The 25,629-nt window shown below is 56.5% G+C and carries 24 protein-coding genes; 11 read left to right on the top strand and 13 right to left on the bottom strand.

Annotated features, from left to right (window positions below; all coding sequences use genetic code 11):
• Positions 1 to 133 precede the first annotated feature (133 nt).
• Genes QML71_RS06625 through QML71_RS06600 form a run of 6 tightly spaced genes read left to right on the top strand, consistent with a single transcriptional unit; the run spans position 134 to position 3,930 of the window.
• On the top strand, positions 134 to 625 hold the full coding sequence (locus QML71_RS06625; protein ID WP_282011130.1) for a TRAP transporter small permease: 492 nt from the start codon (positions 134 to 136) through the stop codon (positions 623 to 625).
• A complete protein-coding gene (locus tag QML71_RS06620; protein ID WP_282011129.1) occupies positions 622 to 1,896 on the top strand; it encodes a TRAP transporter large permease in 1,275 nt (424 codons plus the stop codon). Before QML71_RS06625 ends, QML71_RS06620 begins: the two co-directional genes overlap by 4 nt.
• 50 nt (positions 1,897 to 1,946) lie before the next feature.
• Positions 1,947 to 2,492 carry a methylated-DNA--[protein]-cysteine S-methyltransferase gene (locus tag QML71_RS06615; RefSeq protein ID WP_282011128.1) on the top strand — a complete coding sequence of 182 codons (546 nt, stop codon included), beginning with the start codon at positions 1,947 to 1,949 and terminating at the stop codon, positions 2,490 to 2,492.
• The gene (recO, locus tag QML71_RS06610; protein ID WP_282011127.1) at positions 2,479 to 3,231 is read left to right on the top strand and encodes a DNA repair protein RecO; all 753 of its coding nucleotides are present in this window, start codon (positions 2,479 to 2,481) and stop codon (positions 3,229 to 3,231) included. The genes QML71_RS06615 and recO overlap by 14 nt, the downstream gene beginning before the upstream one ends.
• Positions 3,232 to 3,268: 37 nt before the next feature.
• Entirely contained in the window at positions 3,269 to 3,652 is a 384-nt protein-coding gene (locus QML71_RS06605) for a RidA family protein (RefSeq protein WP_282011126.1), read from the top strand.
• Between the two features lie 11 nt (positions 3,653 to 3,663).
• Positions 3,664 to 3,930, top strand: coding sequence for a hypothetical protein (locus QML71_RS06600; RefSeq protein WP_282011125.1), 267 nt, complete (start codon positions 3,664 to 3,666; stop codon positions 3,928 to 3,930).
• Between the two features lie 36 nt (positions 3,931 to 3,966).
• On the opposite strand, the gene QML71_RS06595 is transcribed toward QML71_RS06600, so the two are convergent.
• Both QML71_RS06595 and QML71_RS06590 read right to left on the bottom strand, forming a co-directional pair.
• Positions 3,967 to 5,361 carry a nucleotide sugar dehydrogenase gene (locus tag QML71_RS06595; RefSeq protein ID WP_345742319.1) on the bottom strand — a complete coding sequence of 465 codons (1,395 nt, stop codon included), beginning with the start codon at positions 5,359 to 5,361 and terminating at the stop codon, positions 3,967 to 3,969.
• 82 nt (positions 5,362 to 5,443) lie between these two features.
• Positions 5,444 to 6,148: a cytochrome c family protein gene (locus QML71_RS06590; RefSeq protein WP_282011123.1), complete on the bottom strand. Its 705-nt coding sequence runs from the start codon at positions 6,146 to 6,148 to the stop codon at positions 5,444 to 5,446.
• A 253-nt stretch (positions 6,149 to 6,401) separates the two neighbouring features.
• Here QML71_RS06590 and queA point away from each other — a divergent pair, with 253 nt between their 5' ends.
• The gene (gene queA, locus QML71_RS06585) at positions 6,402 to 7,442 is read left to right on the top strand and encodes a tRNA preQ1(34) S-adenosylmethionine ribosyltransferase-isomerase QueA (RefSeq protein ID WP_282011122.1); all 1,041 of its coding nucleotides are present in this window, start codon (positions 6,402 to 6,404) and stop codon (positions 7,440 to 7,442) included.
• Positions 7,443 to 7,463: 21 nt separating this feature from the next.
• Here the strand turns inward: queA and QML71_RS06580 are convergent, their stop codons facing one another.
• The 9 genes from QML71_RS06580 to truA all read right to left on the bottom strand — a co-directional run bounded on the left by QML71_RS06580 (position 7,464) and on the right by truA (position 17,565).
• Positions 7,464 to 7,748 carry an integration host factor subunit alpha gene (locus tag QML71_RS06580; RefSeq protein WP_282011121.1) on the bottom strand — a complete coding sequence of 95 codons (285 nt, stop codon included), beginning with the start codon at positions 7,746 to 7,748 and terminating at the stop codon, positions 7,464 to 7,466.
• Between the two features lie 500 nt (positions 7,749 to 8,248).
• Positions 8,249 to 8,563, bottom strand: a complete 315-nt coding sequence (locus QML71_RS06575) for an FtsB family cell division protein (protein ID WP_282011120.1) — start codon at positions 8,561 to 8,563, stop codon at positions 8,249 to 8,251.
• Positions 8,564 to 8,566: 3 nt separating this feature from the next.
• Complete coding sequence (gene eno, locus QML71_RS06570; RefSeq protein ID WP_282011119.1) at positions 8,567 to 9,856, bottom strand: phosphopyruvate hydratase; 1,290 nt, start codon at positions 9,854 to 9,856, stop codon at positions 8,567 to 8,569.
• Positions 9,857 to 9,897: 41 nt separating this feature from the next.
• Entirely contained in the window at positions 9,898 to 11,187 is a 1,290-nt protein-coding gene (gene hemL / locus QML71_RS06565; protein WP_282011118.1) for a glutamate-1-semialdehyde 2,1-aminomutase, read from the bottom strand.
• Positions 11,184 to 12,041 (bottom strand): S-methyl-5'-thioadenosine phosphorylase, encoded by an 858-nt coding sequence (gene mtnP, locus QML71_RS06560; RefSeq protein ID WP_282011117.1) that lies wholly within the window; start codon positions 12,039 to 12,041, stop codon positions 11,184 to 11,186. The genes hemL and mtnP overlap by 4 nt, the downstream gene beginning before the upstream one ends.
• A 127-nt stretch (positions 12,042 to 12,168) precedes the next feature.
• Positions 12,169 to 14,472: a hypothetical protein gene (locus QML71_RS06555; protein WP_282011116.1), complete on the bottom strand. Its 2,304-nt coding sequence runs from the start codon at positions 14,470 to 14,472 to the stop codon at positions 12,169 to 12,171.
• A 144-nt stretch (positions 14,473 to 14,616) separates the two neighbouring features.
• Entirely contained in the window at positions 14,617 to 15,627 is a 1,011-nt protein-coding gene (locus QML71_RS06550; RefSeq protein ID WP_282011115.1) for an aspartate-semialdehyde dehydrogenase, read from the bottom strand.
• Entirely contained in the window at positions 15,627 to 16,718 is a 1,092-nt protein-coding gene (leuB, locus tag QML71_RS06545) for a 3-isopropylmalate dehydrogenase (protein WP_282011114.1), read from the bottom strand. The genes QML71_RS06550 and leuB overlap by 1 nt, the downstream gene beginning before the upstream one ends.
• 70 nt (positions 16,719 to 16,788) lie before the next feature.
• On the bottom strand, positions 16,789 to 17,565 hold the full coding sequence (truA, locus tag QML71_RS06540; RefSeq protein WP_282011113.1) for a tRNA pseudouridine(38-40) synthase TruA: 777 nt from the start codon (positions 17,563 to 17,565) through the stop codon (positions 16,789 to 16,791).
• Between the two features lie 340 nt (positions 17,566 to 17,905).
• On the opposite strand from truA, the gene QML71_RS06535 reads away from it, so the two are divergent.
• Both QML71_RS06535 and QML71_RS06530 read left to right on the top strand, forming a co-directional pair.
• Positions 17,906 to 18,793, top strand: a complete 888-nt coding sequence (locus QML71_RS06535; protein WP_282011112.1) for a P-loop NTPase — start codon at positions 17,906 to 17,908, stop codon at positions 18,791 to 18,793.
• 23 nt (positions 18,794 to 18,816) lie between these two features.
• Complete coding sequence (locus QML71_RS06530) at positions 18,817 to 19,260, top strand: PCP reductase family protein (protein WP_282011111.1); 444 nt, start codon at positions 18,817 to 18,819, stop codon at positions 19,258 to 19,260.
• Positions 19,261 to 19,357: 97 nt separating this feature from the next.
• Here QML71_RS06530 and QML71_RS06525 read toward each other — a convergent pair whose 3' ends face one another.
• Both QML71_RS06525 and QML71_RS06520 read right to left on the bottom strand, forming a co-directional pair.
• Positions 19,358 to 19,714, bottom strand: coding sequence for a DUF971 domain-containing protein (locus tag QML71_RS06525; protein ID WP_282011110.1), 357 nt, complete (start codon positions 19,712 to 19,714; stop codon positions 19,358 to 19,360).
• Between the two features lie 30 nt (positions 19,715 to 19,744).
• Positions 19,745 to 20,842: an Mrp/NBP35 family ATP-binding protein gene (locus tag QML71_RS06520; protein WP_282011109.1), complete on the bottom strand. Its 1,098-nt coding sequence runs from the start codon at positions 20,840 to 20,842 to the stop codon at positions 19,745 to 19,747.
• Positions 20,843 to 21,424: 582 nt separating this feature from the next.
• On the opposite strand from QML71_RS06520, the gene QML71_RS06515 reads away from it, so the two are divergent.
• Complete coding sequence (locus tag QML71_RS06515; protein WP_282011108.1) at positions 21,425 to 23,701, top strand: DNA gyrase/topoisomerase IV subunit A; 2,277 nt, start codon at positions 21,425 to 21,427, stop codon at positions 23,699 to 23,701.
• A 14-nt stretch (positions 23,702 to 23,715) separates the two neighbouring features.
• Positions 23,716 to 25,605, top strand: coding sequence for a DNA gyrase/topoisomerase IV subunit B (locus QML71_RS06510; RefSeq protein WP_282011107.1), 1,890 nt, complete (start codon positions 23,716 to 23,718; stop codon positions 25,603 to 25,605).
• Positions 25,606 to 25,629 lie beyond the last annotated feature (24 nt).

Genomic DNA, 25,629 nt, shown 5'->3' with positions numbered 1-25,629 from the left:
CCATTAAATGATTGAGCCGTTTCGGCAAAGCCTTTATTATACATAACTGTATCCGATTCGCCCGCGGAAACGGAAATCCTCTCTTCCACGCGGAGCCAACCGGCACCATTCCGTTTTCCCGAACATTCACTCTATGCGCACCGTCCGTCAATTCGATGATCTGCTGGCCCGTCTGGAAACCACCGCCCTGATCCTGCTGTTATCGGTCATGGTGCTGCTGTCCTTCGGACAGGTGGTCCTGCGCAATCTCCTGGGCACCGGCATTTTATGGGGAGATATTCTGCTGCGCCAGCTCGTGCTGTGGGTGGGGTTTCTCGGTGCGTCGCTGGCTGTGCGCGAGCGCAAGCACATCGCTATCGATTTTCTGCCGCATTTTTTCAACGCGACCTGGAAAAAAATCAATCGCATCGCTGTGGACCTAGTGACGGCGGTCATCAGCGCCTTTCTGGCGAAGGCCGCGTGGGATTTCATCCTGTTTGAAAAGGAGGGGGGTTCGACGTTGTTTCTGGACATCCCCGTATGGCTGTTCCAGACCATCCTGCCCTTCAGCTTTGCGCTCATCGCACTCCGGCTGATCCTGCGCGTCGTCACCGAGTTGATCTCTTACCGGACACCTGCCGAATGACCCTGCTTCTCGTCGCCGCCATCCTGTTGCTTGCCCTCCTGGGGACGCCTCTGTACGCGATCATCGGTCTGGCTGCTTTATTGTCCTTTCATTTTGCGGGGATCGATTCGGCGGCGGTGTTCATCGAATTGTACCGCGTCGCCAGCGCCCCGACGTTGCTGGCCATCCCGCTGTTCACCTTCGCCGGCTTCATGCTCGCCGAAAGCCGCACGCCACAACGATTGACGCGCCTGACGCAGGCTCTGCTCGGCGGTGTGCCCGGCGGCCTGCCGTGGGTGGTGCTGGTGGCCTGTGCCTTTTTCACCGCCTTCACCGGCGCATCCGGCGTCACCATCATCGCCCTGGGCGGCCTGTTGTACCCGTTGATGCTGAAGGAAATGTACGGCAAAAATTTTTCGCTGGGGTTGATGACCTCATCCGGCAGTCTCGGCCTGTTGTTCCCGCCATCGTTGCCGCTCATCCTCTATGGCCTGATCGCCAAAGTGAATATCGACCAGCTGTTTCTGGCGGGCCTGATACCCGGCACCTTGATGATTCTTATCCTCGCCGTGTACAGCATGGTCATGAGCAAACGCTTCGGCATCCGCCGCACACCCTTCGATATGCAGGAAACGCTGGGTGCGGTCAAGGAAGCCGCGTGGGAAATTCCCCTGCCCTTCATCATTTTATGGGGCATCTACGGCGGCGTGTTCACGGTGACGGAAGCGGCGGCGGTGACCGTCATTTACGTGATCGTCGTCGAGTCGTTCGTGTACCGGGACATCCATCCGATCCGCGACATGCCGGACATCATGAAGAAAAGCATGGTGCTGGTCGGCGCCATCCTCATCATCCTTGGCACGGCAATGGGCTTCACCAGCTACCTGGTGGACGAGCAGGTACCGATGCAATTGCTCGCTTTCATGCGCGAGTACATCGACGACCAGCTGACTTTCCTCATCGTGCTCAATCTGTTCCTGTTGATTGTCGGCTGCATGATGGATATTTTTTCCGCCATCATCGTGGTGGTGCCGTTGATCGTGCCCATCGCCCAGAGTTTCGGCGTGGACATGGTGCACCTGGGTGTGATTTTCCTGGTCAACCTGGAGATCGGCTACTCGACGCCGCCGGTGGGCCTCAATCTGTTCATCGCCAGTTCGCGGTTTGAAGAACCGGTGGTGCGGCTGTACCGGGCCACCCTGCCCTTTCTGGGCCTGCGCCTGATGGGTCTGATAGCAGTCACCTATTTTCCGGCACTCAGTCTGTTCCTGCCCAACCTGTTTGGCAGCTAGCGTGGTACAATGGCCCGACGTTGACCCGCCTCTGGAAAGGATCTCAAGCCATGCAACCTGTCCCGAAAAAACCGATCTCCATAAAAAATTTATACTACGCCATGCTGGAAAGCCCCGTCGGCCTGTTGGGCATCGCCGCCACCGATCAGGGCATCTGCAACATCCGTGCGGCACAGAACAGCGAACGCCAGTTCGTGCGGTATCTGGATGAAGTCTATGCCCGTCCGGCGGGTCACAATCCCAAACGCCTGCAACCCGCGCTCGATCAACTGACCGCCTATTTCGAAGGCCGCCTCACCGAGTTCGATTGCAGGCTGGATATCTCCTCTGGCACGCCGTTTCAGCAGCAGGTGTGGCAGCAGTTGCAGACCATTCCCTTCGGCGAGACCCGCAGTTACGGCTGGCTGGCCGAACAGTTGTCGAATCCGCAGGCTCACCGCGCCGTGGGCAACGCCAACGGACGCAACCCCGTGCCCATCATCATCCCCTGTCACCGCGTGATTCAGGCCAATGGCAACCTCGGCGGCTACACGGGCGGACTGCATATCAAGGAATTTCTGCTGGATCTGGAACACGCCCGCCATGCCGTTGTATAGAACCCAGGCCCTCGTCCTGCGCAGCATGAATCTCGGCGACGCCGACAAGCTCGTCACCCTGTTCACCCGCGATTTCGGCAAGGTCAAGGTGGTGGCAAAGGCCGCCCGCCGCATCAAAAGCCGCTTCGGCGCCTGCCTGGAACCGATGACCCATCTGTCGCTCATCTACTTCGGCAAAGAGCATCAGGATCTCTATCGCCTGAACCAGTGCGACATCGTGCGCTCGTTCCAGAAAGTCCGCGAGCATCCGCAGAAATTTTACACGGGCATTTATTTTGTGGAGTTGTCAGAAAGCTTGATCGGCGAGGCCCATCCGGAGATCCCTATTTTCGACCTGCTGGCAAACGCCCTCGCCAAGGTCGAAGGGCCGGGCGACCTGGAAACGCTGTGCCGGCTGTATGAGATGCGCATCATGGCGCTTGCAGGCTACACGCCGCGGTTGCGGCATTGCATTCAATGCCGCAAAGAGCCACAATCACGCTGGGTGGGGTTCAGCTACACGCGCCACGGCATTCTGTGCGAGTCCTGCCAGGAACAGACCGTGCTGGAAGTCCGCATTCAAAACGGCACGCTGAACTATCTTAGAAAACTTTTGACGCTCGACATCCAACACGCCGACCGTTTGAAAATCCCCAAAGGCAGCGAAGACGAAATCGAGTCCATCACACATCGTCTGATTCTGGCGCGTCTGGGTCGGGAGTTGAAATCCTATCCATTTATAAAGACAATGGCAGTTTGAAACCCTTCAACCTTCAACCTAATCGGAATCAAGCATTATGACTAAGCAGGCCATCCACACCGACGAAGCTCCGGCGGCCATCGGCCCGTACCAGCAGGCCATCCGCGCCGGGCAGTTTGTATTCACCTCAGGGCAGATTGCGCTGGACCCGCAGTCGGGCGAATTTCTGGAAGGTGAAATTGAGGAGGAAACCGAACGCACGCTGAAAAACCTCGGCGCCATCCTGAAAGCCGCCGGACTGGGATTTGAGAATGTGGTGAAAGTGACGGTCTATCTGGACGACATGAACTATTTCACGCGCATGAACGCGGTGTATGAGAAGTATTTCGCCACCGGCAAACCGGCGCGCGCCTGTGTGCAGGTGGCGGCGTTGCCGAAAGGCGCGAAGGTGGAAATGGACGCCATCGCGCTGGCGGACTGAGAGAATCTGAAATGGCAAAAAAAAAGAAAAAAGACTTAAAAGGCCAGATCAACTTTTACAAGGCCATGGCGGTTCTGGGGGTGATCCTGGCGGGCACCCTCGTTTATCTGTTTCTGGGATCGGCGCCTCCTCTCAGCCCTCAGGCGTTTCACAATCCCGAAAACCCGGCCAGTCAATGTTTAGCCTGCCACACCGGACAGGCCAGCAACATCCCCATCATGCCTCATCGCAGAATGGACGACTGCCTTTTCTGCCACACGCCGGAAGACCCCCGATGACATCTGTTCCTGTTGAGAACGTTCCGGCCGGACTTTTCAATCGAAGTGTTCGCGGGCGGGTTTGCCCACCCCGTACACGTTGAACCCGATGTCGAACAGGGCATCGTGATCGAGGTGGTTGCGTCCGTCGAAGAGAAAGGCGGGTTTTTCCATGCTCTCGTAGATTTTTTTGTAATCGAGCCCGCGGTAGTTTTCCCATTCCGTCAACAACGCAATCGCATGCGCCCCCTTCACCGCCTCGTAGGGGTCGGTCCCATAATCGATCTCGCCGGGGAATCCTTCCAGATCCTTACGGGCATTGTCGAGCGCATACGGATCGGTAATACTGAGCCAGGCGCGTTCTTCCAGCAGTGAGCGGCAGATGTGGATGGCCGGGGCGTCGCGCGTGTCACCGGTATCGGGCTTGAAGGCAAAGCCGAAAATCGCAATCTTCTTGCCGACCACGGAATTGAACATGGCGGTGATCATGCGGTGCACGAAGCGCTGCATCTGAAAATCGTTGATGTCCACCACCTTCTGCCAGAACTCCGCCACCGGGTGCAAGCCGTAATGCTCGCACAGGTAAATGAGGTTGAGCAGGTCCTTGCGGAAACAGGAGCCGCCGAACCCCACCCCGGCATTCAGGAATTTAGCGCCAATGCGCGAGTCCATGCCCACTGCGTGGCCCACCTGGGTGACGTCGGCTTCCGTCATTTCACACAAGGCCGAAATGCTGTTGATCGAAGAGATGCGCTGCGCCAGAAACGCGTTGGCCACCAGTTTCGACAACTCGCTGCTCCACAGATTGGTGGTGAGAATCCGTTCGGCGGGCACCCAGTGCTCATAAATTTTGGTGAGTTCGTCGCGTGCCTTCAAACCGCTCGGCGTGTCCATCGAGCCGACCAGGATGCGGTCAGGCTGCTCCATATCGCGGACAGCGGTGCCTTCCGCCATGAACTCGGGATTGGACAGGATTTCGAAATGCACGCCGTCGTTGCCGGAGTGCAGGATGCGGCGCAGGGTTTCGGCGGCGCGCACGGGGATGGTGCTTTTCTCGACGACGATGGTATCGGAACCCGCATTGGCCTTGATACGGCGTGCGGTCTGCTCGATGAACTGCAAATCCACCGTCCGCCCCGCACCTTCTCCGTAGGTCTTGGTCGGGGTGTTGACGGTGACGAAGACGATATCCGCTTCGCTGATTTCCTTATCGATCTCAGTGGAAAAAAACAGATTGTGCCCGCGGGCTTTGGCAACCCGTTCATACAGGCCCGGCTCGTAGATCGGCAACTGCTCGGAGTTCCACAGGGCGATCTTCTCGCGCGAAATATCCACCACCGTAACCCGGTATTCCGGGCAATGATGGGCAATGACGGCCATGGTCGGCCCACCCACGTACCCGGCTCCGATGCAGACAATTTTTTTAGCGAAATCCCCCACAGCCGCCTCCATCCGTTTGGTAAAAAAAAAGGGAGGCCGGTTCGTTTCCGAACCGGCACTCCCTCATAGTATAACGGCGAAATTCGCCAATGCGCTATTTATAGAAAACTTTATCTTTGCGGTAGTCATAAGCCCGCCCGTCTTTGAGGAAACGGAGCTTGCCCTTGTGAATCTTCCAGTTCTCGATCACAATGGATTTTTCCTGAGATACCGCAGTTTCCTTCTCTCGATCTTTCACCTTGCCGTCTTTCACAATATCCTGATCGGCATTGTCTTCGGAGAGATACTTTTTCCAATCATGAATGGCCGCGGTGCCAAGCGCCTTCTCGGCATCCATCTTATCGCCCTTGTGAGGACTTTGGTTATGACCGTGGCACCGGTTGCACACGTTTTTGTAGTCCCAGCGCTTGCCGTATTTCTCGATGTCGGATTTTTTGAAATCACCCTTGGTGTTTTTCATGACGACGCGGAACTGAGAACCGCCGGCTACGGAGTGACACATCTCGCAACCCACCTGCTCAAAATTCGGTTCCGTCGGATCGATACGGCTGCTGACATCCCGTCCCTTGTACATCGTCCCCTGCGGGATGAAACCGCCGCGCTGACGGTAACCGGTGGTGTGGCAGCGCAGGCAAGCCGGATCGGTGGTATAATCCTTCTCCGGATCAAGCCCCGCCTCTTTCTTGGCATCGGGCCGGACCCCCGCCTTCAACAACTCGTAAGTTTTGCCATGGGGTGAGTTTTTCCATGCCTGATAATAAGGGTCATGACAGCTTCCGTCACATTTCGTCGCACCCACGTATTTGGGTCGTTTGGGAACCTTTTTCTTCGCCGCATCCGCGGTATCTGAGTAACTCAGAAAAAGACACAAGGAAAGGAATACATATCCGAACGATTTAAAAACTTTAGCCATTGTTATCACCCTGATGATTGGCAGATTTCATTTTTGACTCTGTTTAAAAGGTCGAGGCAGAATATAATAATAGCCCAGTCAGGTCAATACGAATTTCCGGCCCCCCATTAAAACAAATTTTGATAATACAATAGATTTCATGAACATATCTGACTTTGACTTCCATCTTCCCGAAGCTCTGATCGCTCAGGAACCCGCGGCAAAACGAGACGCCTCCCGTCTGCTGGTGGTGTCCCGCGAAACCGGTGCGCTCGAACATAAAACCTTTCCGGACTTTCCGGATTGCCTGACCGGCGATCCGCTTCTGGTCTTCAACAACACGCGTGTCTTTCCCGCAAAATTACTGGGGCGGCGGGCCGACAACGGCAAGCCGGTGGAGTGGTTGCTGGTGCGCCGGGACGCGGACACGACCTGGCTGGTGTTGACGCGCGGTTTGGCCCGGTTGAAACCCAAACAGGAGTTCCTCTTTGGAGAGCGGCTGACGGCCGTCTTCGAAGGCGTGGCTGAAGACATGGCACGGGTTCGCTTTTCCAGTAACGAAGTGTTGCAGGAAACGTTGGAGCGGGATGGCCGCATGCCGCTGCCGCATTACATCAAACGCAATGCGACCGATGACAGCACGCAGGCCGAACGCGATCGGGAACGCTACCAGACGGTGTTCGCCCAGCAGGAAGGCGCCATTGCCGCGCCGACGGCGGGTCTGCACTTTACGGAAAAAATGATGGACACGTTGCAGAAAAAAGCGGAGGTGGCTTTTTTAACGCTGCACGTCGGCCCCGGCACGTTCCAGCCGGTGCGTACGGAACGGGTGACGGAGCATCAAATGAAAAAGGAGTTTTACCGGATCCCCGTGAACACGTGGAACCGCATTCATGCCGCCAAAAGCCAGAGGAGGCCGGTTTTGGCGGTGGGCACCACCAGCACGCGGGTGTTGGAATCGGTCCAGTTCGACTCCCCGGTGACCGAGGACGTGGAAGGCTGGACGGACCGGTTTTTGTACCCGGGACAGCCCTTCCGCAACGTGGACCGGCTCCTGACCAATTTCCACCTGCCCCGCTCAACGCTGTTCCTGCTGGTCTGCGCCTTCGCCGGCAAAGAGCGGATGGAGAACGCTTATCAGGAAGCCGTCGCCGAAAAATACCGGTTTTTTAGTTACGGAGACGCGATGCTGATTGTGTGACCGCCGGATGGCGGTCAGAAATCACTCGTCGTCGCTGTTGACCGCCTGCTTGAAGTGCTTTCCAGACTTGAAGCGGACGACTTTACGGGCGGAAATTTCAGCCTCTTCGCCGGTTTTCGGGTTTCGGCCCATGCGTTTGGTCTTGGCCTTAACCTGGAAGGTCCCAAACCGCCGCAAGATCACAGGCTCACCCTGCCCCAACGACTCTTTAATCAGCTTGATAACGGTTTCCACCGCTTCTTCGGCCTTGGCCCGGGACAGGCTCGCTTCCTGCGATACGTGATTGATAATGTCTTGCTTGGTCATGCTCCCTCCTTCAATTTACGAAAAAGAAAGTGATATAAGCCTTGAAAAAACAAAGTGCTTTATATCTTTTTCCGCCCTCACGATTCCATCATTGCCTGGGACTCAAAGCATGGAATCCGCCTCGCCGAAACCCATTGCCGTAGCGGGTGTCATGGCGCAACGTTCACATCAGACAGGCCCTGACTTGTTAGCCACCCCTCGCCTATCGATGCCAACCTGCGAACTCTTGAACATGCTCTTTACCCAAAGAGGAATAAATATACTTTACCATTTATTTCAAAATAATCAATAGGTTATTGAAACAAATCGGAATACGTTTTGGCTTAAAGTTTGCAACACCCAAACACCGCACAGACGTCAAAAACTATCATAAACTTACACTTTAAAATTAGGTACTTAGTGATAACTATAGAGATTTTAGCTGAGGGTGGGCGTGGACGGGGTTTTGGATATAACCAGTTACAAATCAAACAGTAAAGAAAAATTTCACGATTACTCTTCTAAGGTGTATTGGGGTGGGGAACGATCTGGTACACGGTCTCCCCGGGCCGAACCAGATTCAACTTTTCGCGGGCGACCCGCTCCACCGCGAGGGGGTCCGATTTCAGAGCCCCGATCTCGCGACGCAGAGTCAGGTTGTCTTCGACGAGGGACTCATTGTTCTCTTTCAGTTTTTCCAGATCCCCTTTAAAACTGAATACCGTCATGACCCCATCGTCGCTGAACACAGCGACCCCGATCATGGTGGCGAACAGCAAGAGGCTGAGCGCCAGTGTGGTCTGGATCTTGTTGAGTGGCTTCGGTGTGTAACGCATGGTTCACATCCCCAGGTTGTAGAACACCTCGCGGCCCCTGAACACCGCTGCCGGCCCCAGCATCTCTTCAATGCGGAGCAGTTGGTTGTACTTGGCAACGCGATCGGTGCGGCACAGCGAGCCGGTTTTGATCTGGCCGGAGTTGACGCCGACGGCGATGTCGGCAATGGTCGTGTCCTCGGTCTCCCCCGACCGGTGCGAAATGACTGCCGTGTAGCCGGCGCGCTTGGCCATCTCCACCGCTTCCAGGGTTTCGGTCAGCGTGCCGATCTGGTTTACTTTAATCAGGATCGAATTGCACACGCCTTCCTGAATGCCTTTCTTCAAAATTTTGGTGTTGGTGACGAACAAATCATCGCCGACCAGCTGCGTGGTGTCCCCCACTTTTTTTGTGAGCTTCTCCCAGCCTTTCCAGTCGTTTTCGGCGAGCCCATCTTCGATACTGACGATGGGATACTTCTTCACCAGTTTCGCCAGGTAATCGACCATCTCGTCGGAAGTGAGTTTCGATTTCTTCTCCGCCGCCAGCACGTATTTTTTATTCTGATACAATTCGCTCGCCGCCACGTCCAAAGCCAGCAGGATGTCCTTGCCCTCCTTGTAGCCGGCGCTCTTGATGGCCGCCAGCAGCACTTCGATGGCTTCCGCATTGGATTTCAGATTCGGCGCAAAGCCGCCTTCATCGCCCACCGCCGTGTTGTATTTCTTCTTTTTAAGCACGGCCTTCAGATGATGAAACACCTCGGTCCCCATCTGCAGGGCCTGATGAAAGCTCCCCGCACCGACGGGCATGATCATGAATTCCTGGATATCGACGTTGTTGTCGGCGTGCGCGCCGCCATTGAGCACGTTCATCATCGGCACCGGCAACTCACACGCGTTGCTGCCGCCGATGTAGCTGAACAGCGGCACATCGAGATCGTTCGCCGCCGCATGCGCCACCGCCAGCGACACACCCAGAATCGCGTTGGCGCCCAGCTTGCCCTTGTTGGCGCTGCCATCCAGCTCGATCATGATTTGGTCGATCAGCCGCTGCTCCGTCACCTCGATGCCCACCAGTTCCGGCGCGATCTTGGTGTTGACGTTTTTGACCGCTTTCTGCACGCCCTTGCCCATGTACGACTTCTTGTCGCCGTCGCGCATCTCCAGCGCTTCGCGCGATCCGGTGGATGCGCCGGAAGGCACCGCCGCACGGCCCATCAACCCTTCCTCCAGAAACACATCCACTTCAACCGTCGGGTTGCCCCGCGAATCTAAAATCTGTCTTGCCTGAATGCCAACGATCTCGCTCATGATTCTCCTCTAAGTTCCCTTCAACTCAATTCAGCTTCCATTCAACCCTTCGCCGCTTTCAGGGCGTTGCGATTGGCTTCGATCGTGCGATCGATGTCTTCATCCGTATGCACGGCGGAGATGAATCCCGCCTCGAACTGCGAGCAGGCGATGTAGACGCCCGCCTCCAGCATGGCATTGAAATAGCGTTTGAAAAAACCAAGGTCGCAGGTCGAAACCGTCTCGAAATCCAGCACCTCCCGATCGGTGAAGAACATCGAGAACATCGAACCCACCCGCGTGAAGCAGGCCGACACGCCCGCTTCCTCCGCGTTGTTGCGGAAGCCTTCATACAACCGGTTGCTCTTTGCATCCAGGTCCGGGTACACTCCCTCGCCGGAAAGCAGGTTCAGCATTTCCAGACCGGCCGCCATGGCCAGCGGATTGCCGGAGAGCGTGCCCGCCTGGTACACCGAGCCCACCGGCGCGATGTGATCCATGAACTCTTTTTTGCCGCCGTACGCGCCCACCGGCAAACCACCGCCGATGATTTTGCCGAGCGTCGTCATGTCCGGGGTGATGCCGTACAGTTTCTGCGCCCCGCCCAGCCCCACGCGGAACCCGCTGATGACCTCGTCGAAAATCAGCAATGCGCCGTGCTGCGTGGTGACGTCGCGCAGCGTTTGCAAAAACCCTTCTTTCGGCGGCACCACGCCCATGTTGCCGGCGATGGGTTCGACGATGAGGCAGGCGATTTCATCACCCATCCGGTTGAACAACTCCGTCACCGCATCGGCGTTATTATAAGGAAGGGTCAACGTGTTCTTCGCCAGGTCTTCGATGACGCCGGGGCAGTCCGGGATGCCCAGCGACATCAGGCCGGAGCCGGACTTGACCAGCAGGCTGTCGCCGTGGCCGTGGAAGTTGCCTTCGAATTTAACGATCTTGTCGCGCTTGGTGTAACCGCGCGCCAGGCGGATGGCGCTCATCGTCGCCTCGGTGCCGGAACTGACCATGCGCACGCGCTCGATCGACGGCACACAGTCGATGACCTTCTTCGCCATCTCGATTTCGAGTTCGGTTGGGGCGCCGAAGCTGGTGCCCAGTTCAGCGGTCCGTTTCACCGCATCGACGATCTGCGGATGCGCGTGGCCGAAGATGAGCGGTCCCCACGAGGCGTTGTAATCGATGAACTCGTTGCCGTCCACGTCCCACAGGCGCGAGCCTTTGGCTTTCTGGATGAACAACGGATGGCCGCCGACGGCCTTGAACGCCCGAACGGGGCTGTTGACGCCGCCGGGAATGTATTGCTGCGCTTCTTCAAACAGGGTATCGGATTTCTTGCGATTCATAGTTTTCCAAACAGGGGTTCGAGGTCTCGTTTGCGTTGCTCGGGAATTTTTGCAGGATCGGTGACGATGGCTTTCGTTGCCGCCTCGCCGCAGGCGCAGTCGCGGTCGAGCACCGGCCGCGCCACCACTTCTTTCAGGATGGCCTGCGCCAGCTCGACGTTCTTGTGCATGATTTCCAGCACCTGCTCCAGCGTGACCGGCTCCTCCTCAATGTGCCAGCAGTCGTAGTCCGTGGCAAGCGCAATGGTAACATAGCAAATGCCCGCTTCGCGTGCCAGTTTGGCCTCGGTGACGTTGGTCATGCCGATCACCTCCACGCCCCAGCTGCGGTACACGTTCGACTCCGCGCGCGTCGAAAACTGCGGCCCCTCGATGCACACATAGGTGCCCCCCGGATGCACCACCGCACCCGCCTTCTGGCTGGCTTCCAGCACGTGCCCGTGCATGTCGTCGCAGATGGGATCGGCGAGGCTGACGTGACCGACGATGCCGTCGGTGAAAAAAGTACCAACGCGCTGGTGCGTGCGATCGATGAACTGGTCGGGCAGCACGATGTGGCCGGGCGCGATCTCTTCTTTCATGCTACCGACGGCGCTGACGGACACGATGCGCTCGACGCCGAGTTTCTTCATGGCGAAAATGTTGGCGCGGTAATTGATTCCCGACGGTGGGATGCGGTGGCCGACGCCGTGGCGCGGCAGAAACGCCAACTTCACACCGCCCAACTCGCCCAGCACCACCGGATCGGAAGGCGCGCCGTAAGGCGTGTCCACGGCGACCTCTTTTTCCACCTTGAGATCCTTCATGTTATACAGGCCGCTGCCGCCGATCACACCGAGAATTTTCTGCGCCATCAAATTTCCTTTCTACCTGAAGTTGGAATCGTACGAACCAATTAGGAATGAGAGTTGTGCGGGGAGGAGGGGGAGGCAAAGGGAAACGACCCGGGCCTCCTCCCCTATTGCTTTTCAGAGGTCCGGGTCATTTCCCGCTGTCGTTTTCGCTGTTATCGACCTGCTCTTTGTTCCGGTCCGCCTTCTGCATCAGAAATTTGAGTTCGGCAATGCGCTCGTCAGCCTGATCCAGCAAATCGGATTCCTTTTTGAGCGTTTCGATTTTGGAGTGGATGTCTTCGGACAAAGTGTTCAGGGTATTGAGCCGCCGCTCCAGGCCTTTCAGGTCTTTCACTTTCTTTTCGAAAGCCTCAACCTGGTCGCGGCTTTCCTGAGCGGTGCGGGTCAGTTGATTGACCTGCACCAGGGACTCGTCCAGATTGAGCTTTTCAAGGTCCAGCCGCTCGCGATCCCCCTGTACGCGGGCGATGTGGGCGTCAAGCTGGGAAAGAGCCTCATTCGTCTCCTGCATTTTGGCGGCGTTGGAGGTGACCGATTCCATCCGGTTTTCCAAGCTCGCCAACCGGCTCTCCAGTTGGCGCGATTGTTTTTCTGCGTTTGCAATAAGGTTTTCCTTTTTTTCCAACGCAGACTGCCTTGATTCCAGGTCTTTCAGAATGCCCTCGATCTGGTCCAGCTTCTGTTCCGTAACGTCCACAACCTTCAGGCGGGTTTCCACGCCTTTCAGTTTCTGGTCCAAGCCCTCCACCGACTGCTCCAACGAAGACTTCAAAGCACCCATTTTCTGCACTTTCTCCTGCGACGCTTCGACTTCCTTCAAACTTTTCTGCAAGTCTTTTCCCAACGCCGTCATGTGATAGAGCAGATTGTTCGACCGGGTTTCGCGCTCTTCCCAGTCGGCTTTTTCCTCGGCGGCCCGGGCCAGCTGAAACTCCATGTGATCGGACAACTCCTTCAGTCCAGACATACGCTGTTCAATCTGGTCGAGCTGATCGACCTGCCGGTTGAGATTGCTTGTTTTGAGGTTGGCTTCCTCCATGAAAAATTCGAGTCCGTCGAACTTTTTCTCCAGTTTTTCAATCAGGGCTTTGCGTTGAAGCTGGGTTTCGAATTTTTCATCCATGTTGAGGATCATGTTGGACAGGCCGTTCACCCGCTTTTCAACCTCATTGAGCCAGTCTCGTTTCTCCTGGAGGGCCGAAAGTTTTTTCTCCGCGCGAACCCCCAACTCAAGGTTCTTTTCCAGCGCCTTCTCAACTTTGCCCGCTTCGGACATTTCCTCGCGAAACCTTGAAATGAGCTTTTCGGTCTGCTGAGACGCGTCCTCGAATTGCTTGAGGGTTTCATGAAATGCGTCCAGTTTGCCCGCTTCTTCCTGCAGGGTATTGAGTTTCTGCTGAATGCCGGTATCGAGGAGGGATTTCAAACCGTGGATTTTTTCTTCCAGCTTCTGAACCTCCACCTTTTCCTCATTCATTTTAGTCAACTGATTCTTGACGCGTTCTCCCAGGGTGTCCAGTTCATCAAGCCGGTCTCCGACTTCTCGAATACGTTCTCCTTTTTCGGAGATGCGTTCCGCCTCCACATTCAGGTCACTGGTCTCCTGAAGCAAACGCTCCACCGTCTCCTGCACGGTTTTCACCTGTTCGCGGTATCCCAGCACCTTGTCGGTCTGCAGTTGCGCCTGGCTCAACCGCTGTTTCACATCCCCAAGCTCACGTAGATAACCGTTGATCGCTTCCCGGTCTTTTTTCAGCCCGGAAAATTTGGCGTCCAGATTCTTGACCTGGCTTTTGAGCTCGCGGACGTTGTCTGAGGATTCCTTGATGGTATTGCGGAACTGGACCACCTCTTCCACCTGGACGCCGGCCTTCTCCAGCAACGAATCGACCTTGCTGACGCGGTCTTCGGCTTTTCGAATCCTGCGGTGGTCTTCTTTGAGCTTTTGGATTTTTGATTCCATGTCCCAGATCAGCGAATTGAGCCGCCCCGCTTCCGTATTGGCTCTTTCCACACTGCGTTTCTGCTGATCCAGAGACCGGACTTTCTGTTCGGAATCCTGATGCAACACGCTGATGGCCTTGAGATCCTGTTTGGTTTCCTTGAGCTTGCCTTCCAGCGTGGAGGCGGTGACTTCGAACTTGTCAACCGAACTTCCCAGAGTCTGCATTTCTTTCAAACGCTTCTGCAGGGTGTCGAGCTTTTTAAAGGTGTCGGGAAGGGAGTGGCTGAATGTTTCGAAATACTTCTTCGTGTCGCTGAGTTTGCCAACGTTGTTTTCGAAGTAATCGAGAAGAAGTTGCAGGTTTTTGCGTTCCTGCGTCGCCGTCTGGATCAATTGCCCAAGTTCGTCGGAGTCGGCGGGACGCCACTCGGAATCATTTGTACGATCCGGATCGTTCGACGGATCTGGCGATGAATGTTTGGACATATCATACCTCCGCGTTGGCCATACGCAGGCCGATTTAGGTTAAGTATATGTATTTTAAACATTTCTGGAGAAAAGTAAAGGATGGGAGAACCGAAAAATCAAAAAAGGGCGCCTGATTTGGCCCTTGTTAGAGGGAGGGGCGGGTCAGCGTAGGAACAACTCGGCAATCTGTACGGCGTTGAGCGCCGCGCCTTTTCTCAGGTTGTCGCACACCACCCACAGGTTGAGGGCTTTTGGGTTGGCGAGGTCCTTGCGGATGCGCCCCACCATCACTTCGTCGCGTCCGGCGGCATCGATGGCCAGTGGATACTCGTTTTTCTCCGGCGCATCGACCACGCTGACGCCCGGAAACGCGGACAACACACGGCGCACTTCCGCCACGTCGATCTCTTCATCGGTCTCGACGTACACCGATTCCGAATGCGCGTACATCACCGGCACCCGCACTGTGGTCGGCGTGACGTTTATGCTGTCGTCGCCCATGATCTTACGGGTCTCGTTGACCATCTTCATCTCTTCCTTGGTGTAACCGTTGTCGAGGAAGCTGTCGATGTGCGGCAGGCAGTTGAAGGCGATCTGGTGCGGATACACGTTCTTCACCATAGGCTCGCAGTGGAGCGCACTCTGGCTCTGCCGGACCAGTTCATCAATGGCCTTCTGCCCGGAACCCGACACCGACTGGTACGTCGATACGATGACGCGCCGCACCCGGTAGCGATCGTGCAACGGCTTCAATGCCATCACCATCTGGATGGTCGAGCAGTTGGGATTGGCGATGATGCCGGGTTGGTCGCCGATGGCCTCGGGGTTGACTTCCGGCACCACCAGCGGAATGCCCGGCTCCATGCGAAACGCACTGCTGTTATCGATGGCAATGCACCCCGCTTCCACCGCTTTCGGCGCGAACTGTTTGCTGGTGGCGGCCCCCGCCGAAAACAGGGCGAGGTCCATGCCCTGGAACGAGTCGTCCTGCAATTCCTGCACGGTGACCGGTTCGCCATGAAACGGCAGTTGGCTGCCTGCGGAGCGGCTGGAGGCGAGCAGGCGCAGTTCCGCCACCGGGAATTTGCGTTCCTCCAAGGTGGCGATCATGGTGCGGCCCACGGCCCCCGTGGCGCCCACCACCGCGACGTTGTAACGGTCTTTTTTCTGCATTACAGTTTCTTCTCCAGAGCCTGCACGACGAGGTCGCCCATGGCCTTGCAGCCCACTTCTTTCATCCCCTTAGACATGATGTCTTTCGTACGGTACCCCGCATCCAGAATCGATTCAACGACATTTTCGAGCACCGTGTTGACGTCCTCGCGGTCGAGGGAATACTTGAACATCATGCCCACCGACAGGATGGTGGCGAGGGGATTCGCCATGTCTTGTCCGGCGATGTCCGGAGCGCTGCCATGGATCGGTTCGTACATCGCCGTCTTGCCACCGAGGCTCGCCGACGGGAGCATGCCGATCGAACCGGTCAGCATGCTGGCCTCATCGCTCAAAATATCGCCGAACATGTTGGTGGTGACGATGACGTCGAACTGCTTCGGGTTGCGCACCAGTTGCATGGCCGCGTTGTCCACGTACATGTGGGAGAGTTCCACCGCACTGTATTTTTTTTTGTGGAGATCCGTCACCACCTCGCGCCACAGGCCGGTGGCCTCCAGCACGTTGGCCTTGTCCACCGAACAGACTTTTTTGTTGCGCTTGAGGGCGACGTCGAAGGCCACTTCCGCAATGCGAACGATTTCGCTTTCCGTGTACACCAGTGTGTTGATGCCGCGGCGTTCGCCGTCCGGCAGGGTTTCGACGCCGCGTGGCTCGCCAAAATAAATGCCGCCCGTCAACTCCCGAACCACCAGGACGTCGAGTCCCTCGACCACTTCCGGCTTCAGCGAAGAGGCCTCCGTCAAGGCACGAAACACCTTGGCCGGGCGTAGATTGGCGAACAGGCCCAGCTCCGAGCGCAGACCCAGCAGCGCCCGCTCCGGTCGCAGTGAAAAATCGATGGCCTCCCATTTGGGGCCGCCCACCGCACCCAGCAGCACCGCATCCGCGGATTTCGCCGCCTTCAACGTGTCGTCGGGCAGGGGTTTGCCCGAGGCCTCATAGCCCGCACCGCCCACCGGCTGCTCGTTCAAATTCAGTTTCAGGCCAAGGCGGGTTTCCACCACACGCATCACCTTGATCGCCTCGGCGATCACTTCGGGGCCGATGCCATCGCCCGGCAACACTGCAATCGTATATTCCTGACTCATAAGTCGTCACAACCTTTCATAAATAAACGGGAGGCATTATACCCGAAAACGCGGCGCGTCCAAATGCCGGTCATTTTTTTTCCGCAGGGGAATCCTCGTTCTGAGGCGAGTCCGCATAGAAGACCTTGACCAGGCAGAGTCCGCGTGCCGGAGCCGTGGGACCGGCCCTGCCGCGGTTGCGGGAGGCGATGATTTCCGGAAGCGCGTCGGCGGCGAGGCGGCCATGCCCGACTTCGATGAGAGTGCCGACGATATTGCGCACCATGTGTTTCAGAAAGCCGTTGCCCTCGATGGAAATCTGCAGCCAGTCCTTGTACTTTTTGATGCGCAGGTCATAGATCTCGCGCAACGCACTGCGGGCGCCGCAGCCCGATCCCCGGAACGACGTGAAGTCGTGCCGGCCGACCAGGTGTTGGGCCGCCCGGCGCATGGCCTCGACATTGAGCGGCTGGGCGACGTAATGGGCCTGCCGGTAGAACAGCGCCGACGGGAAATCGCGGTTGAGCAGGGTGTAACGGTAAAGCTTGTGGGTGGCGCACATGCGGGCGTGGAAGGAAAGGTCCACCTCCTCCACCGATTTCACCACGATGTCGTATGGCAGCATGCTGTTGAGCGCTTTCAGAAACTGCCGCGGCGTCATCGGGCATTCCGTGTTGAAATGCGCCACCTGCCCTTCCGCGTGCACACCGGAATCGGTGCGGCCGGACCCGATCACCGTGGTTTTGCAGCCGGTGATGGTTTCGAGGCGGCCTTCCAGCACTTCCTGGATGGACAATCCGTTGGGCTGGAACTGCCAGCCGTGGTACTGACTGCCTTCGTATTCGAGAACAAGTTTGAGTCTGCGCATAGCGCGCTATTATATGAAAAAAATCGCGACGGTCTCGGACCATCGCGATTTTTATTTTGATTTGCTTCTTTTTTTGAAGCATCCGCGTTTATACGCGGATATTCAGGGGTTTTGATTTTCTATCTGACGCGGTGGATTCACGGCTCCGATATGACCCTCCCGATGGTTGGACCGTATTCACTCAAAACTAATATAGGCCCTCGGCCCGGCCCCGCAAGGGGTTGCCCCGATTTTTCCCGGGGAAACTATTGCTTCCCAATCCCGGCTAAATTCTATAAGATAGGGCCATCGGACCCAAGAGCCAGCTACCCGAATCGATTAAATTTAAAGGAGTTTCAGGATGAAAACGTACAACGACCTGGCTTCCGACGGCGGCTCCAATATTGTGGAGCAGGTGGTCAGCCAGCAGCAAAAACTGCGGGCCAGGATGGATAAAATAAAACACAAAGTCTGCCTGATGAGCGGCAAGGGTGGCGTCGGCAAAAGCTCCATGACCGCCAACGTTGCGGCCTGCCTCGCTGAACGCGGCCATAAAGTGGGCATTCTGGATGCCGACCTCAACGGGCCCAGTGTTGCCAAACTTCTGGGCGTGTCCAACGACACCAAATTGAAGGTCGATGACGATGGGGTCCATCCCGGAGAAGGTTTCCTGGGGATCAAGATCATGTCCATGGACATGCTGCTGCCGAGCGCCGACTCACCGGTGATGTGGACAGACGACCAGAGTGCCAGCGCCGTCTGGGTGAGCACCATGGAATCGACCGCGTTGCAGGAGTTGTTGCGCGACACCATCTGGGGCGAATTGGATTACCTGCTGATCGACATGCCTCCGGGCAGCGACCGCATCGACAACATCCGCGACCTGATGCCCGAGCTGGCAGGCGTGGTGGAGATCACCATCCCCTCCCCCATTTCGCAGCACATCGTGTCGAAATCGATCACCAAAAATTCGAAGTTGAAAGTACCGGTCATCGGGCTGGTGGAAAACATGGCCACCTACGTATGCCCGCATTGCAACGAAGAAGGCGCTCTGTTCGAAGGACAAAGCGTCGAGGCGTTGGCCAAGGCCAAGGGTATCCCCTTTCTGGGCCGGGTCCCCTTTGACAGCCGCATATCGAAAGAGTCGGAACAGCGCAAACTCTTTTTCTCGGAACATCGGGATTCGACCACCGGCAAAGCTCTCAACACCATCGTTGATGGTATTGAAAAATTTATCAAATCCAAATAAAAAATTCCCAGTAAGGAGGATCCATGAAGTTCCTTTGCGTTCCCTGCGACGAGCAGATGGAAACCCAGAAAGAAGGTCTCTTGATGACCGATGACAGCAAGAACATCGCTCTCAAGTTCAAATGCAAAAAGTGCGGGCACACCATTGCCATGCTGACCAATAAGTTCGAGACGGAATTTGTGAGCAAGTTGGGCGTGGAAGCAGGCGGTGCCTCGGAGTTCGGCAAAATGCCGTTCGGCATGGTGGGCAGCTCTCTCGCCGGCGGCAAGGAAGAACTCAAGAAATCCGAGCCCACAGATGAAGCCGATGTCGAGTGGACGCAGGAAGCCAAGGATCGCATTCAGAAGGTGCCCTTCTTCGTGCGCGGCATGGCCAAAAAGACGGTCATCAATTTTGCCAAATCGAAAGGCATCAAAGTGATCGACGCGGCGCTGATGGACGAAGTGCGCGACAAGGTGGGCATGTAACACCGCTCACACGCACTGGGAAAAAAAACAACGGGTCAGCCTTTAACAGGCTGACCCGTTTTTATTTCCGTGATGATGTGCGTGTGCTGCCCGGCCGTTACGCCGCGTTCTGCGACCGGCATTCGCCGCACTGGCACAGATTCCGAAGCAGCTCGTAGGGATAGAGCCCGGTGCTGTGACCGTCGTTCCAGTCGAACTGCAAGGCGTACAATCCGACCGCCTTGATCTTGATCGGGCGGATGGTGTCCGGAATCTGGCCCGGTTTGATCCTCTTTTCGCCCGTCCATTCATCGATGCAATGGGCGCACGGACATTTCTCCCGCAGCAGTTTCACGGGATAGATCGCTTCATGACCATCGGTCCAGGTGATGCCCAGCGTGGATTCATCCACCTGCTTCACATCCCGGGGAGTCAGGTCTTCATTCTTCGCTTTTTTCTGCGGTTCTTCACTCATGCACTCACCGGTTTCAGGGTTTTGCGGAGATTATTCTTTCCAGGCCAACTCGAAGCTCGAATCGATTTTCTTCTCGGCCTGAGATTGATTGATGCTGATTTGCGCCGCGACCTTGCCCGCCAGATCCTTGTATGCCAGCGAAGCCGGAGAATCCGGATTGCTGAGGAGGATGGGCACGCCCGAGTCGCCGCCGGCGACCACATCCGGAATGAACGGGATGTCGCCCAGGAACGGCACGCTGGAATCGTCCGCCAGCTTCTGCCCGGCGCCGGACTGAAAGATGAAATGTTTCTTGTCGCAGCCGTCGCAGACGAAGTAACTCATGTTTTCGATGACGCCCAGCACCGGCACCTTCACCTGGCGGAACATCTTGACGCCCTTGTCCGCGTCGATGGCACTGATCTGCTGCGGCGTGGTGACGATCACCCCGCCCGACAACGGAGCGCGCTGGGTCAACGTCAACTGCACGTCACCCGTGCCCGGAGGCAGGTCGATGACCAGGTAATCCAACTCGCCCCATTCGACGTTCTGCAGGAACTGCTGGATGATGCCGCCCAACATGGGACCGCGCAACATCAACGGCTGTCCTTCTTCCGTCAGGAAGGCGGCGGAAATGACTTTCAGATTGTACTTTTCGTGCGGGAAAAATTTATTGTTCTCCGCACCGCGCGGCGGTTTGATCGGCATGCCCAGCATCTTGGGAATGCTCGGACCGTAAACATCCGCATCCATCAGGCCGACCTTGGCTCCCGTCAAACTGAGAGCGATGGCGAGGTTGGTGCTGACGGTGGATTTGCCGACGCCGCCCTTGCCGCTGGCCACGGCGATGATGTTTTTCACGCCGGTCAGGATGGGCTGCTGGTGCTCGGAAGGCCGGACATTGGAAGTCATGGTGACGCTGACGCCACTCACGCCTTCGATTTCACCCACTTTTTTTTCACATTCGGCCTTCAGTTCTTCTTTGACCGGGCAGGCGGGCGTGGTCAATTCCACGTCAAACTTCACCTTCCCGTCCTTCGTCTCCAGGTTTTTGACAAACCCGAGATCGACTATATTTTTGTGCAAATCGGGGTCCATGACCGTTTTCAAGGCCCCGATGACTTTTACCTGTATATCTTGGTCCGACATAAATGGCTCCCAGGATGGATCACGAAATTAAATGAACTGACGCTAGGCGTATATTAGATCTTATAAGATGCAAAACCGCTATTGGCAATGCAATCTGTAGGATGGATTCAGTCAATCAGGGAAGAAATCCGATACGATTCCGGCTTTCCAATAGTTTTAGGATGGAATATCCCTGAAAAAGTTTTCTATAATTACATCATGACATGGATTATTGAAAAATGAAAAATCAAACTCCGGATGCCGCACTCCTCTGCTTCCGCTTCCTGCGTGCGCTCCCGAGGCTGCGCACCCCGGAACATTCAGCTTACCAGATATAGTGTATATATAAAACCAAGGCATACCATATGATGTATTTTGCCCTTTACAAAAACTAAGGGCTGTGTTAGTCATTTAGCTTAAGTTGTTCAATTTAAAGGGAATAATTTCCCTTTAACGAACGCATCCGGTCTCCGGCCTGGCACCGTTCCAAGGCCCCGTTTTCCATCCAATCCCATCCTGTCACGTTGAGATTATGGACCCGGGACATGTTTCCTGGCGGAGTGCCGGTCCGTTGTCAAATCATCTCGACCCCGTAACCGAATCATGGCCAAAGAAAAAGAATCCGATATCACTCAGGAGTTGGAAAACCGGTTCCTGACCTACGCCCTGTCCACCATCGTCTCGCGTTCACTGCCGGATGTGCGCGATGGATTGAAGCCGATTCACCGCCGCATCCTGTACGCCATGAACGGCATGGGCGTCAGTGCCGACTCCAAGGCGGTGAAATCCGCCAAGATCATCGGCGAGGTGCTGGGTAAATTCCACCCCCACGGCGACACCTCCACTTACGATTCGATGGTGCGCATGGCGCAGGACTTTGCCATGCGTTACCCGCTGGTCGATGGCAAAGGCAATTTCGGCTCGGTGGATGGCGACTCTCCGGCGGCCTACCGGTACACGGAAGGCAAGTTGACGCCGATCACCAGTTACATGCTGGCCGACATCAAGAAGAACACCGTCGAGTTCCGCGCCAATTACGACAACACGCTGCAGGAGCCGGTCATCCTGCCGTCCCGGGTGCCGAACCTGCTGATCAACGGCTCCTCCGGCATCGCCGTCGGCATGGCCTGCTCGTTTCCCAGCCACAACCTGAAAGAAGTCATGAACGCGTTGATGTCCCTGATCGACGATCGCGAACAGACGACGACGCAGATCATGAAGCACATCAAGGGACCGGATTTCCCCACCGCCGGCATCCTGCTCAACTCCAAAGCCGAGTTGCGTAAAATGTACGACGAAGGATCCGGCAATCTGCGCGTGCGCGGCAAATGGATGCTGGAAACCCTGGCGCGCGGCAAGACGCAGATCGTCATCACCGAGATTCCGTACGGCGTCAACAAGGCGCGGCTGATCGAGAAGATCGCCGAGATCATCATCGCCAAAAAATTGCAGGCGCTGACCGACATCCGCGACGAGAGCGATGAAAACATGCGGGTGGTGCTGGAGATGAAGGCCGGCAGCGATGCGGAAAAGATCATGGCCTACCTGTGCAAACACTCGGACCTGGAAAGCGGGTTCCAGATCAACTTCAACTGCCTGAAACCGAATGGCGAGCCGGAACGCCTGGCCATCCGGGACCTGTGCCTGCACTTCCTCGATTTCCGCAAAGACGTGGTGACGCGCCGCCTGCAATACGACCTGGACGTGCTGGAAAAACGGCTGCACATCCTCGATGGATTCGCCGCCATCTTCAGCGATCTGGATAAAGCGCTCAAGCTGATCCGCTCCTCCAAATCCAAGGACGAGGCGGCAGGAAAACTGAAGAAGGCCTTTAAGATCGACGACGAGCAGACCGCCGCCATCCTCGACATTCCGCTGTACCGGCTGGTGTCGATGGAAATCGACAAGATCCTGCAGGAGCAGAAGGAAAAGAAAAAAGAACAGAAGCGCCTCCAGGACATTCTGAAATCGCAGAAAAAAATCTGGGGCGAAGTCAAAGGTGAGCTGAAGGAAATTGCCGACAAGTTTACCGACAAGCGGCGCACCCAGTTTGGCAGCGATGAGGCGGTGGAGTTCAACGAGGAAGACTTCATCGAACACGAGGACGTGGTGCTCGTGATCAGCAAAAACGGGTGGCTGCGCAAGATGAAAACCGTCACCGATCCGGCCTCGCTCAAGTTCAAGGAAAACGACAGCCTGCTGGAAATGGCCCGCGTCAACACCGCCGACCTGGTCGCCTTCTTCACCTCGTTGGGCGCGGTGTACGTGCAAAAGGTGCACAGCCTGCCCTACACGCGCAGCGGGTTCGGCGAGCCCATCCAGAATCTGTTCAAGTTCGGCGACGGCGAGCGCGTCATCAAACTGCTGCCGCTGCTTTCCAAAGAGTCGGTGAAAGCGCAGACCGCCGCCGGGCGCGGAGCACAGCAAAGCCTGGCCTTGGATGGCATCGGCCACGACGAAGGCGAAGAGTTGTTGCTGGTGAATTCCGCGGGCTACGGTTTCCGTTTCGCGGTGGACAACCTGGGCGAGACCACCCGCTCCGGCAAAAAAGTCATGACGCTGAAAGACGACGCCCGCCTGACGGCCATCGTCCGCGTCACCGGCTCCCATGCCTTTCTCTTGTCGGATGCCGGCAAGGGATTGCTGGTCAAGCTCGACCAGATCACCCAGCTCAGCGGCGCCGGAGTCGGCGTGCGCCTGATCAATGTCGGCAAAAACCGCTTTCTCGCCGTCAAATGCGTCAAGGCCCGCGAAACCGTGGAACTGGTGCTGGAAAGCGGCAAAACCAAAGACCTTAAAATGAGCGCGGTGCCGGAATACAACCGCGGCAGCCAGGGCGTCACTGTCGTCAAACGCGGCAAGGTCGTTCGCATCCACTGACATTCAACAAAACCATGAGCACTTATCAGGCAAAAGACATTCAGATTCTTGAAGGGCTGGAACCCGTCCGCAAACGGCCCGGCATGTACATCGGCTCCACCTCGTCCACCGGGCTGCACCACCTCGTGTGGGAAATCCTCGACAATTCCGTCGATGAAGCCCTGAACGGTCACTGCAATCACATTGAGATCACCCTCCACGGCGAAGACGAGATCACTCTCAAGGACAACGGCCGCGGCATTCCCGTCGATACGTTCCGCAAGACCAAGAAAAGCGCGATGGAAATCCTGTTCACCACGCTGCATTCCGGCGGCAAGTTCCAGGAAGGCAATTACAAGGTCTCCGGCGGCCTGCACGGCGTGGGCATGGCGGTGGTGTGCGCCCTGTCGGAATCGTTGACGGCGACGTCGCGGCGTGACGGTTTCGAATGGAGTCAGACCTATTCCTGCGGCCAGCCCCAGGACAAATTGAAAAAGGGCAAGGCGACGCGCAACCACGGCACCGAAATCACCTTCCGCCCCGACCCCAAAATTTTCCCGAAGATCGCCTGGAACGTGAAAGGCATTCTCGAGCAGGCCGAATCGAAGGCGTTCCTCAACAAGGGACTGAAGATCACCGTGCACGAAAACGGCAGCACGCACGTGTTTCAGTACCCGGAGGGCATCAAGGATTTCATTCAGAAAATCACGCCCGCCGGTCAGTCGCTGACGCCGGAACCTTTGTATGTTGAAAAGGAAGACAAGCAATTGCGGCTCGAAGTGGCGTTTCTCTGGACCTCGAAGACCGACACCGTGATCCATTCCTACGCCAACGCCATCAAAACCGTGGACGGCGGCGCGCACGAAAGCGGCTTCCGCAACGGCATCACCAAAGCCCTCAAGGCTTACATCGAGCGGCGCAACCTGCTGCCCAAGGGCATCTCCAGCGTCAACGGCGACGACGTGAAAGAAGGCCTGGTGGCCATCATCAACGTGTACCTGCAGGGCGACGTCGAGTTTCAGGGCCAGACCAAAGGACGTTTGAACTCCGACATCACCTCGCAGGTGGATTCCGTGGTGCGGCACTCGCTGGAAGATTTTTTGAACACGCACCAGACCCAGGGAGACATCCTCGCCAACCGCATCATTTTGGCCGCCCAGGCACGCATCGCCTCGCGCCAGGCCAAGGAAGCAGTCCACCGCAAATCCAATGTCTCACATCGGTTGAACCTGCCGGGCAAGCTCTCCGATTGCTCATCCACCGTGCGCGAGGAGTCCGAGTTGTTCATCTGCGAAGGCGATTCTGCGGGCGGGTCCAGTAAGCAGGCACGGGATCGCAAGACCCAGGCCATCCTGCCCATCCGCGGCAAAATCCTGAACGTCGAGACGGCGACCAAAGACAAGATTCTGGCCAATCAGGAAATCCAGAATATCGTCTCCGCGCTCGGCGCCGGCATCGAACCCCATTTCAACTATGAAAAGCTGCGCTACGGTAAAATCATCTTGATGACCGACGCCGATGTGGACGGCGCGCACATTTGCACCCTGCTGCTCACCTTCTTCTACCGCTTCATGCCGCGCCTCATTCATGAAAACCACCTGTACATCGCGCAGCCGCCGCTTTACCGGATCGATGCCGGGAAAAAAACCTTCTACGCCGTCGATGACAAGGAAAAAGAAAAAATTGTATCCAAGCTGAACGGCGCCAAGTACGAAGTCGGCCGCTTCAAAGGTTTGGGCGAAATGCCCTCTGTCGATCTTAAAAACACCACCATGAATAAAGACAACCGCACCCTCATCCGCGTCACCATCGCTGACGACCAGAACACCAACGTGACCTTCGACAAACTGATGGGCAAGGACGCCCAGAACCGGTTTAAATTCATAAAAGAGAAAGCGGTATTTTTTCAGGACCTCGATATTTAACCCCCGTACCCGCCAATTCGCCCC

The organism is Nitrospina watsonii (assembly GCF_946900835.1).
Classification (GTDB): domain Bacteria; phylum Nitrospinota; class Nitrospinia; order Nitrospinales; family Nitrospinaceae; genus Nitrospina; species Nitrospina watsonii.
This window is presented reverse-complemented; position numbering and strand designations above follow the sequence as displayed.

Bases quoted from the DNA above. Each gene is read 5' to 3' on its own strand.
- QML71_RS06510 (WP_282011107.1), top strand. From the start codon at position 23,716: ATGAGCACTTATCAGGCAAAAGACATTCAGATTCTTGAAGGGCTGGAA.
- QML71_RS06595 (WP_345742319.1), bottom strand. From the start codon at position 5,361: ATGGAGGCGGCTGTGGGGGATTTCGCTAAAAAAATTGTCTGCATCGGA.
- QML71_RS06515 (WP_282011108.1), top strand. From the start codon at position 21,425: ATGGCCAAAGAAAAAGAATCCGATATCACTCAGGAGTTGGAAAACCGG.
- QML71_RS06580 (WP_282011121.1), bottom strand. From the start codon at position 7,748: ATGACCAAGCAAGACATTATCAATCACGTATCGCAGGAAGCGAGCCTG.
- recO (WP_282011127.1), top strand. From the start codon at position 2,479: ATGCCGTTGTATAGAACCCAGGCCCTCGTCCTGCGCAGCATGAATCTC.
- QML71_RS06575 (WP_282011120.1), bottom strand. From the start codon at position 8,563: ATGCGTTACACACCGAAGCCACTCAACAAGATCCAGACCACACTGGCG.
- QML71_RS06615 (WP_282011128.1), top strand. From the start codon at position 1,947: ATGCAACCTGTCCCGAAAAAACCGATCTCCATAAAAAATTTATACTAC.
- queA (WP_282011122.1), top strand. From the start codon at position 6,402: ATGAACATATCTGACTTTGACTTCCATCTTCCCGAAGCTCTGATCGCT.
- hemL (WP_282011118.1), bottom strand. From the start codon at position 11,187: ATGAATCGCAAGAAATCCGATACCCTGTTTGAAGAAGCGCAGCAATAC.
- leuB (WP_282011114.1), bottom strand. From the start codon at position 16,718: ATGAGTCAGGAATATACGATTGCAGTGTTGCCGGGCGATGGCATCGGC.
- QML71_RS06555 (WP_282011116.1), bottom strand. From the start codon at position 14,472: ATGTCCAAACATTCATCGCCAGATCCGTCGAACGATCCGGATCGTACA.
- QML71_RS06600 (WP_282011125.1), top strand. From the start codon at position 3,664: ATGGCAAAAAAAAAGAAAAAAGACTTAAAAGGCCAGATCAACTTTTAC.
- QML71_RS06525 (WP_282011110.1), bottom strand. From the start codon at position 19,714: ATGAGTGAAGAACCGCAGAAAAAAGCGAAGAATGAAGACCTGACTCCC.
- QML71_RS06620 (WP_282011129.1), top strand. From the start codon at position 622: ATGACCCTGCTTCTCGTCGCCGCCATCCTGTTGCTTGCCCTCCTGGGG.
- QML71_RS06530 (WP_282011111.1), top strand. From the start codon at position 18,817: ATGAAGTTCCTTTGCGTTCCCTGCGACGAGCAGATGGAAACCCAGAAA.
- QML71_RS06520 (WP_282011109.1), bottom strand. From the start codon at position 20,842: ATGTCGGACCAAGATATACAGGTAAAAGTCATCGGGGCCTTGAAAACG.
- mtnP (WP_282011117.1), bottom strand. From the start codon at position 12,041: ATGGCGCAGAAAATTCTCGGTGTGATCGGCGGCAGCGGCCTGTATAAC.
- QML71_RS06605 (WP_282011126.1), top strand. From the start codon at position 3,269: ATGACTAAGCAGGCCATCCACACCGACGAAGCTCCGGCGGCCATCGGC.
- QML71_RS06535 (WP_282011112.1), top strand. From the start codon at position 17,906: ATGAAAACGTACAACGACCTGGCTTCCGACGGCGGCTCCAATATTGTG.
- eno (WP_282011119.1), bottom strand. From the start codon at position 9,856: ATGAGCGAGATCGTTGGCATTCAGGCAAGACAGATTTTAGATTCGCGG.
- QML71_RS06550 (WP_282011115.1), bottom strand. From the start codon at position 15,627: ATGCAGAAAAAAGACCGTTACAACGTCGCGGTGGTGGGCGCCACGGGG.
- truA (WP_282011113.1), bottom strand. From the start codon at position 17,565: ATGCGCAGACTCAAACTTGTTCTCGAATACGAAGGCAGTCAGTACCAC.
- QML71_RS06625 (WP_282011130.1), top strand. From the start codon at position 134: ATGCGCACCGTCCGTCAATTCGATGATCTGCTGGCCCGTCTGGAAACC.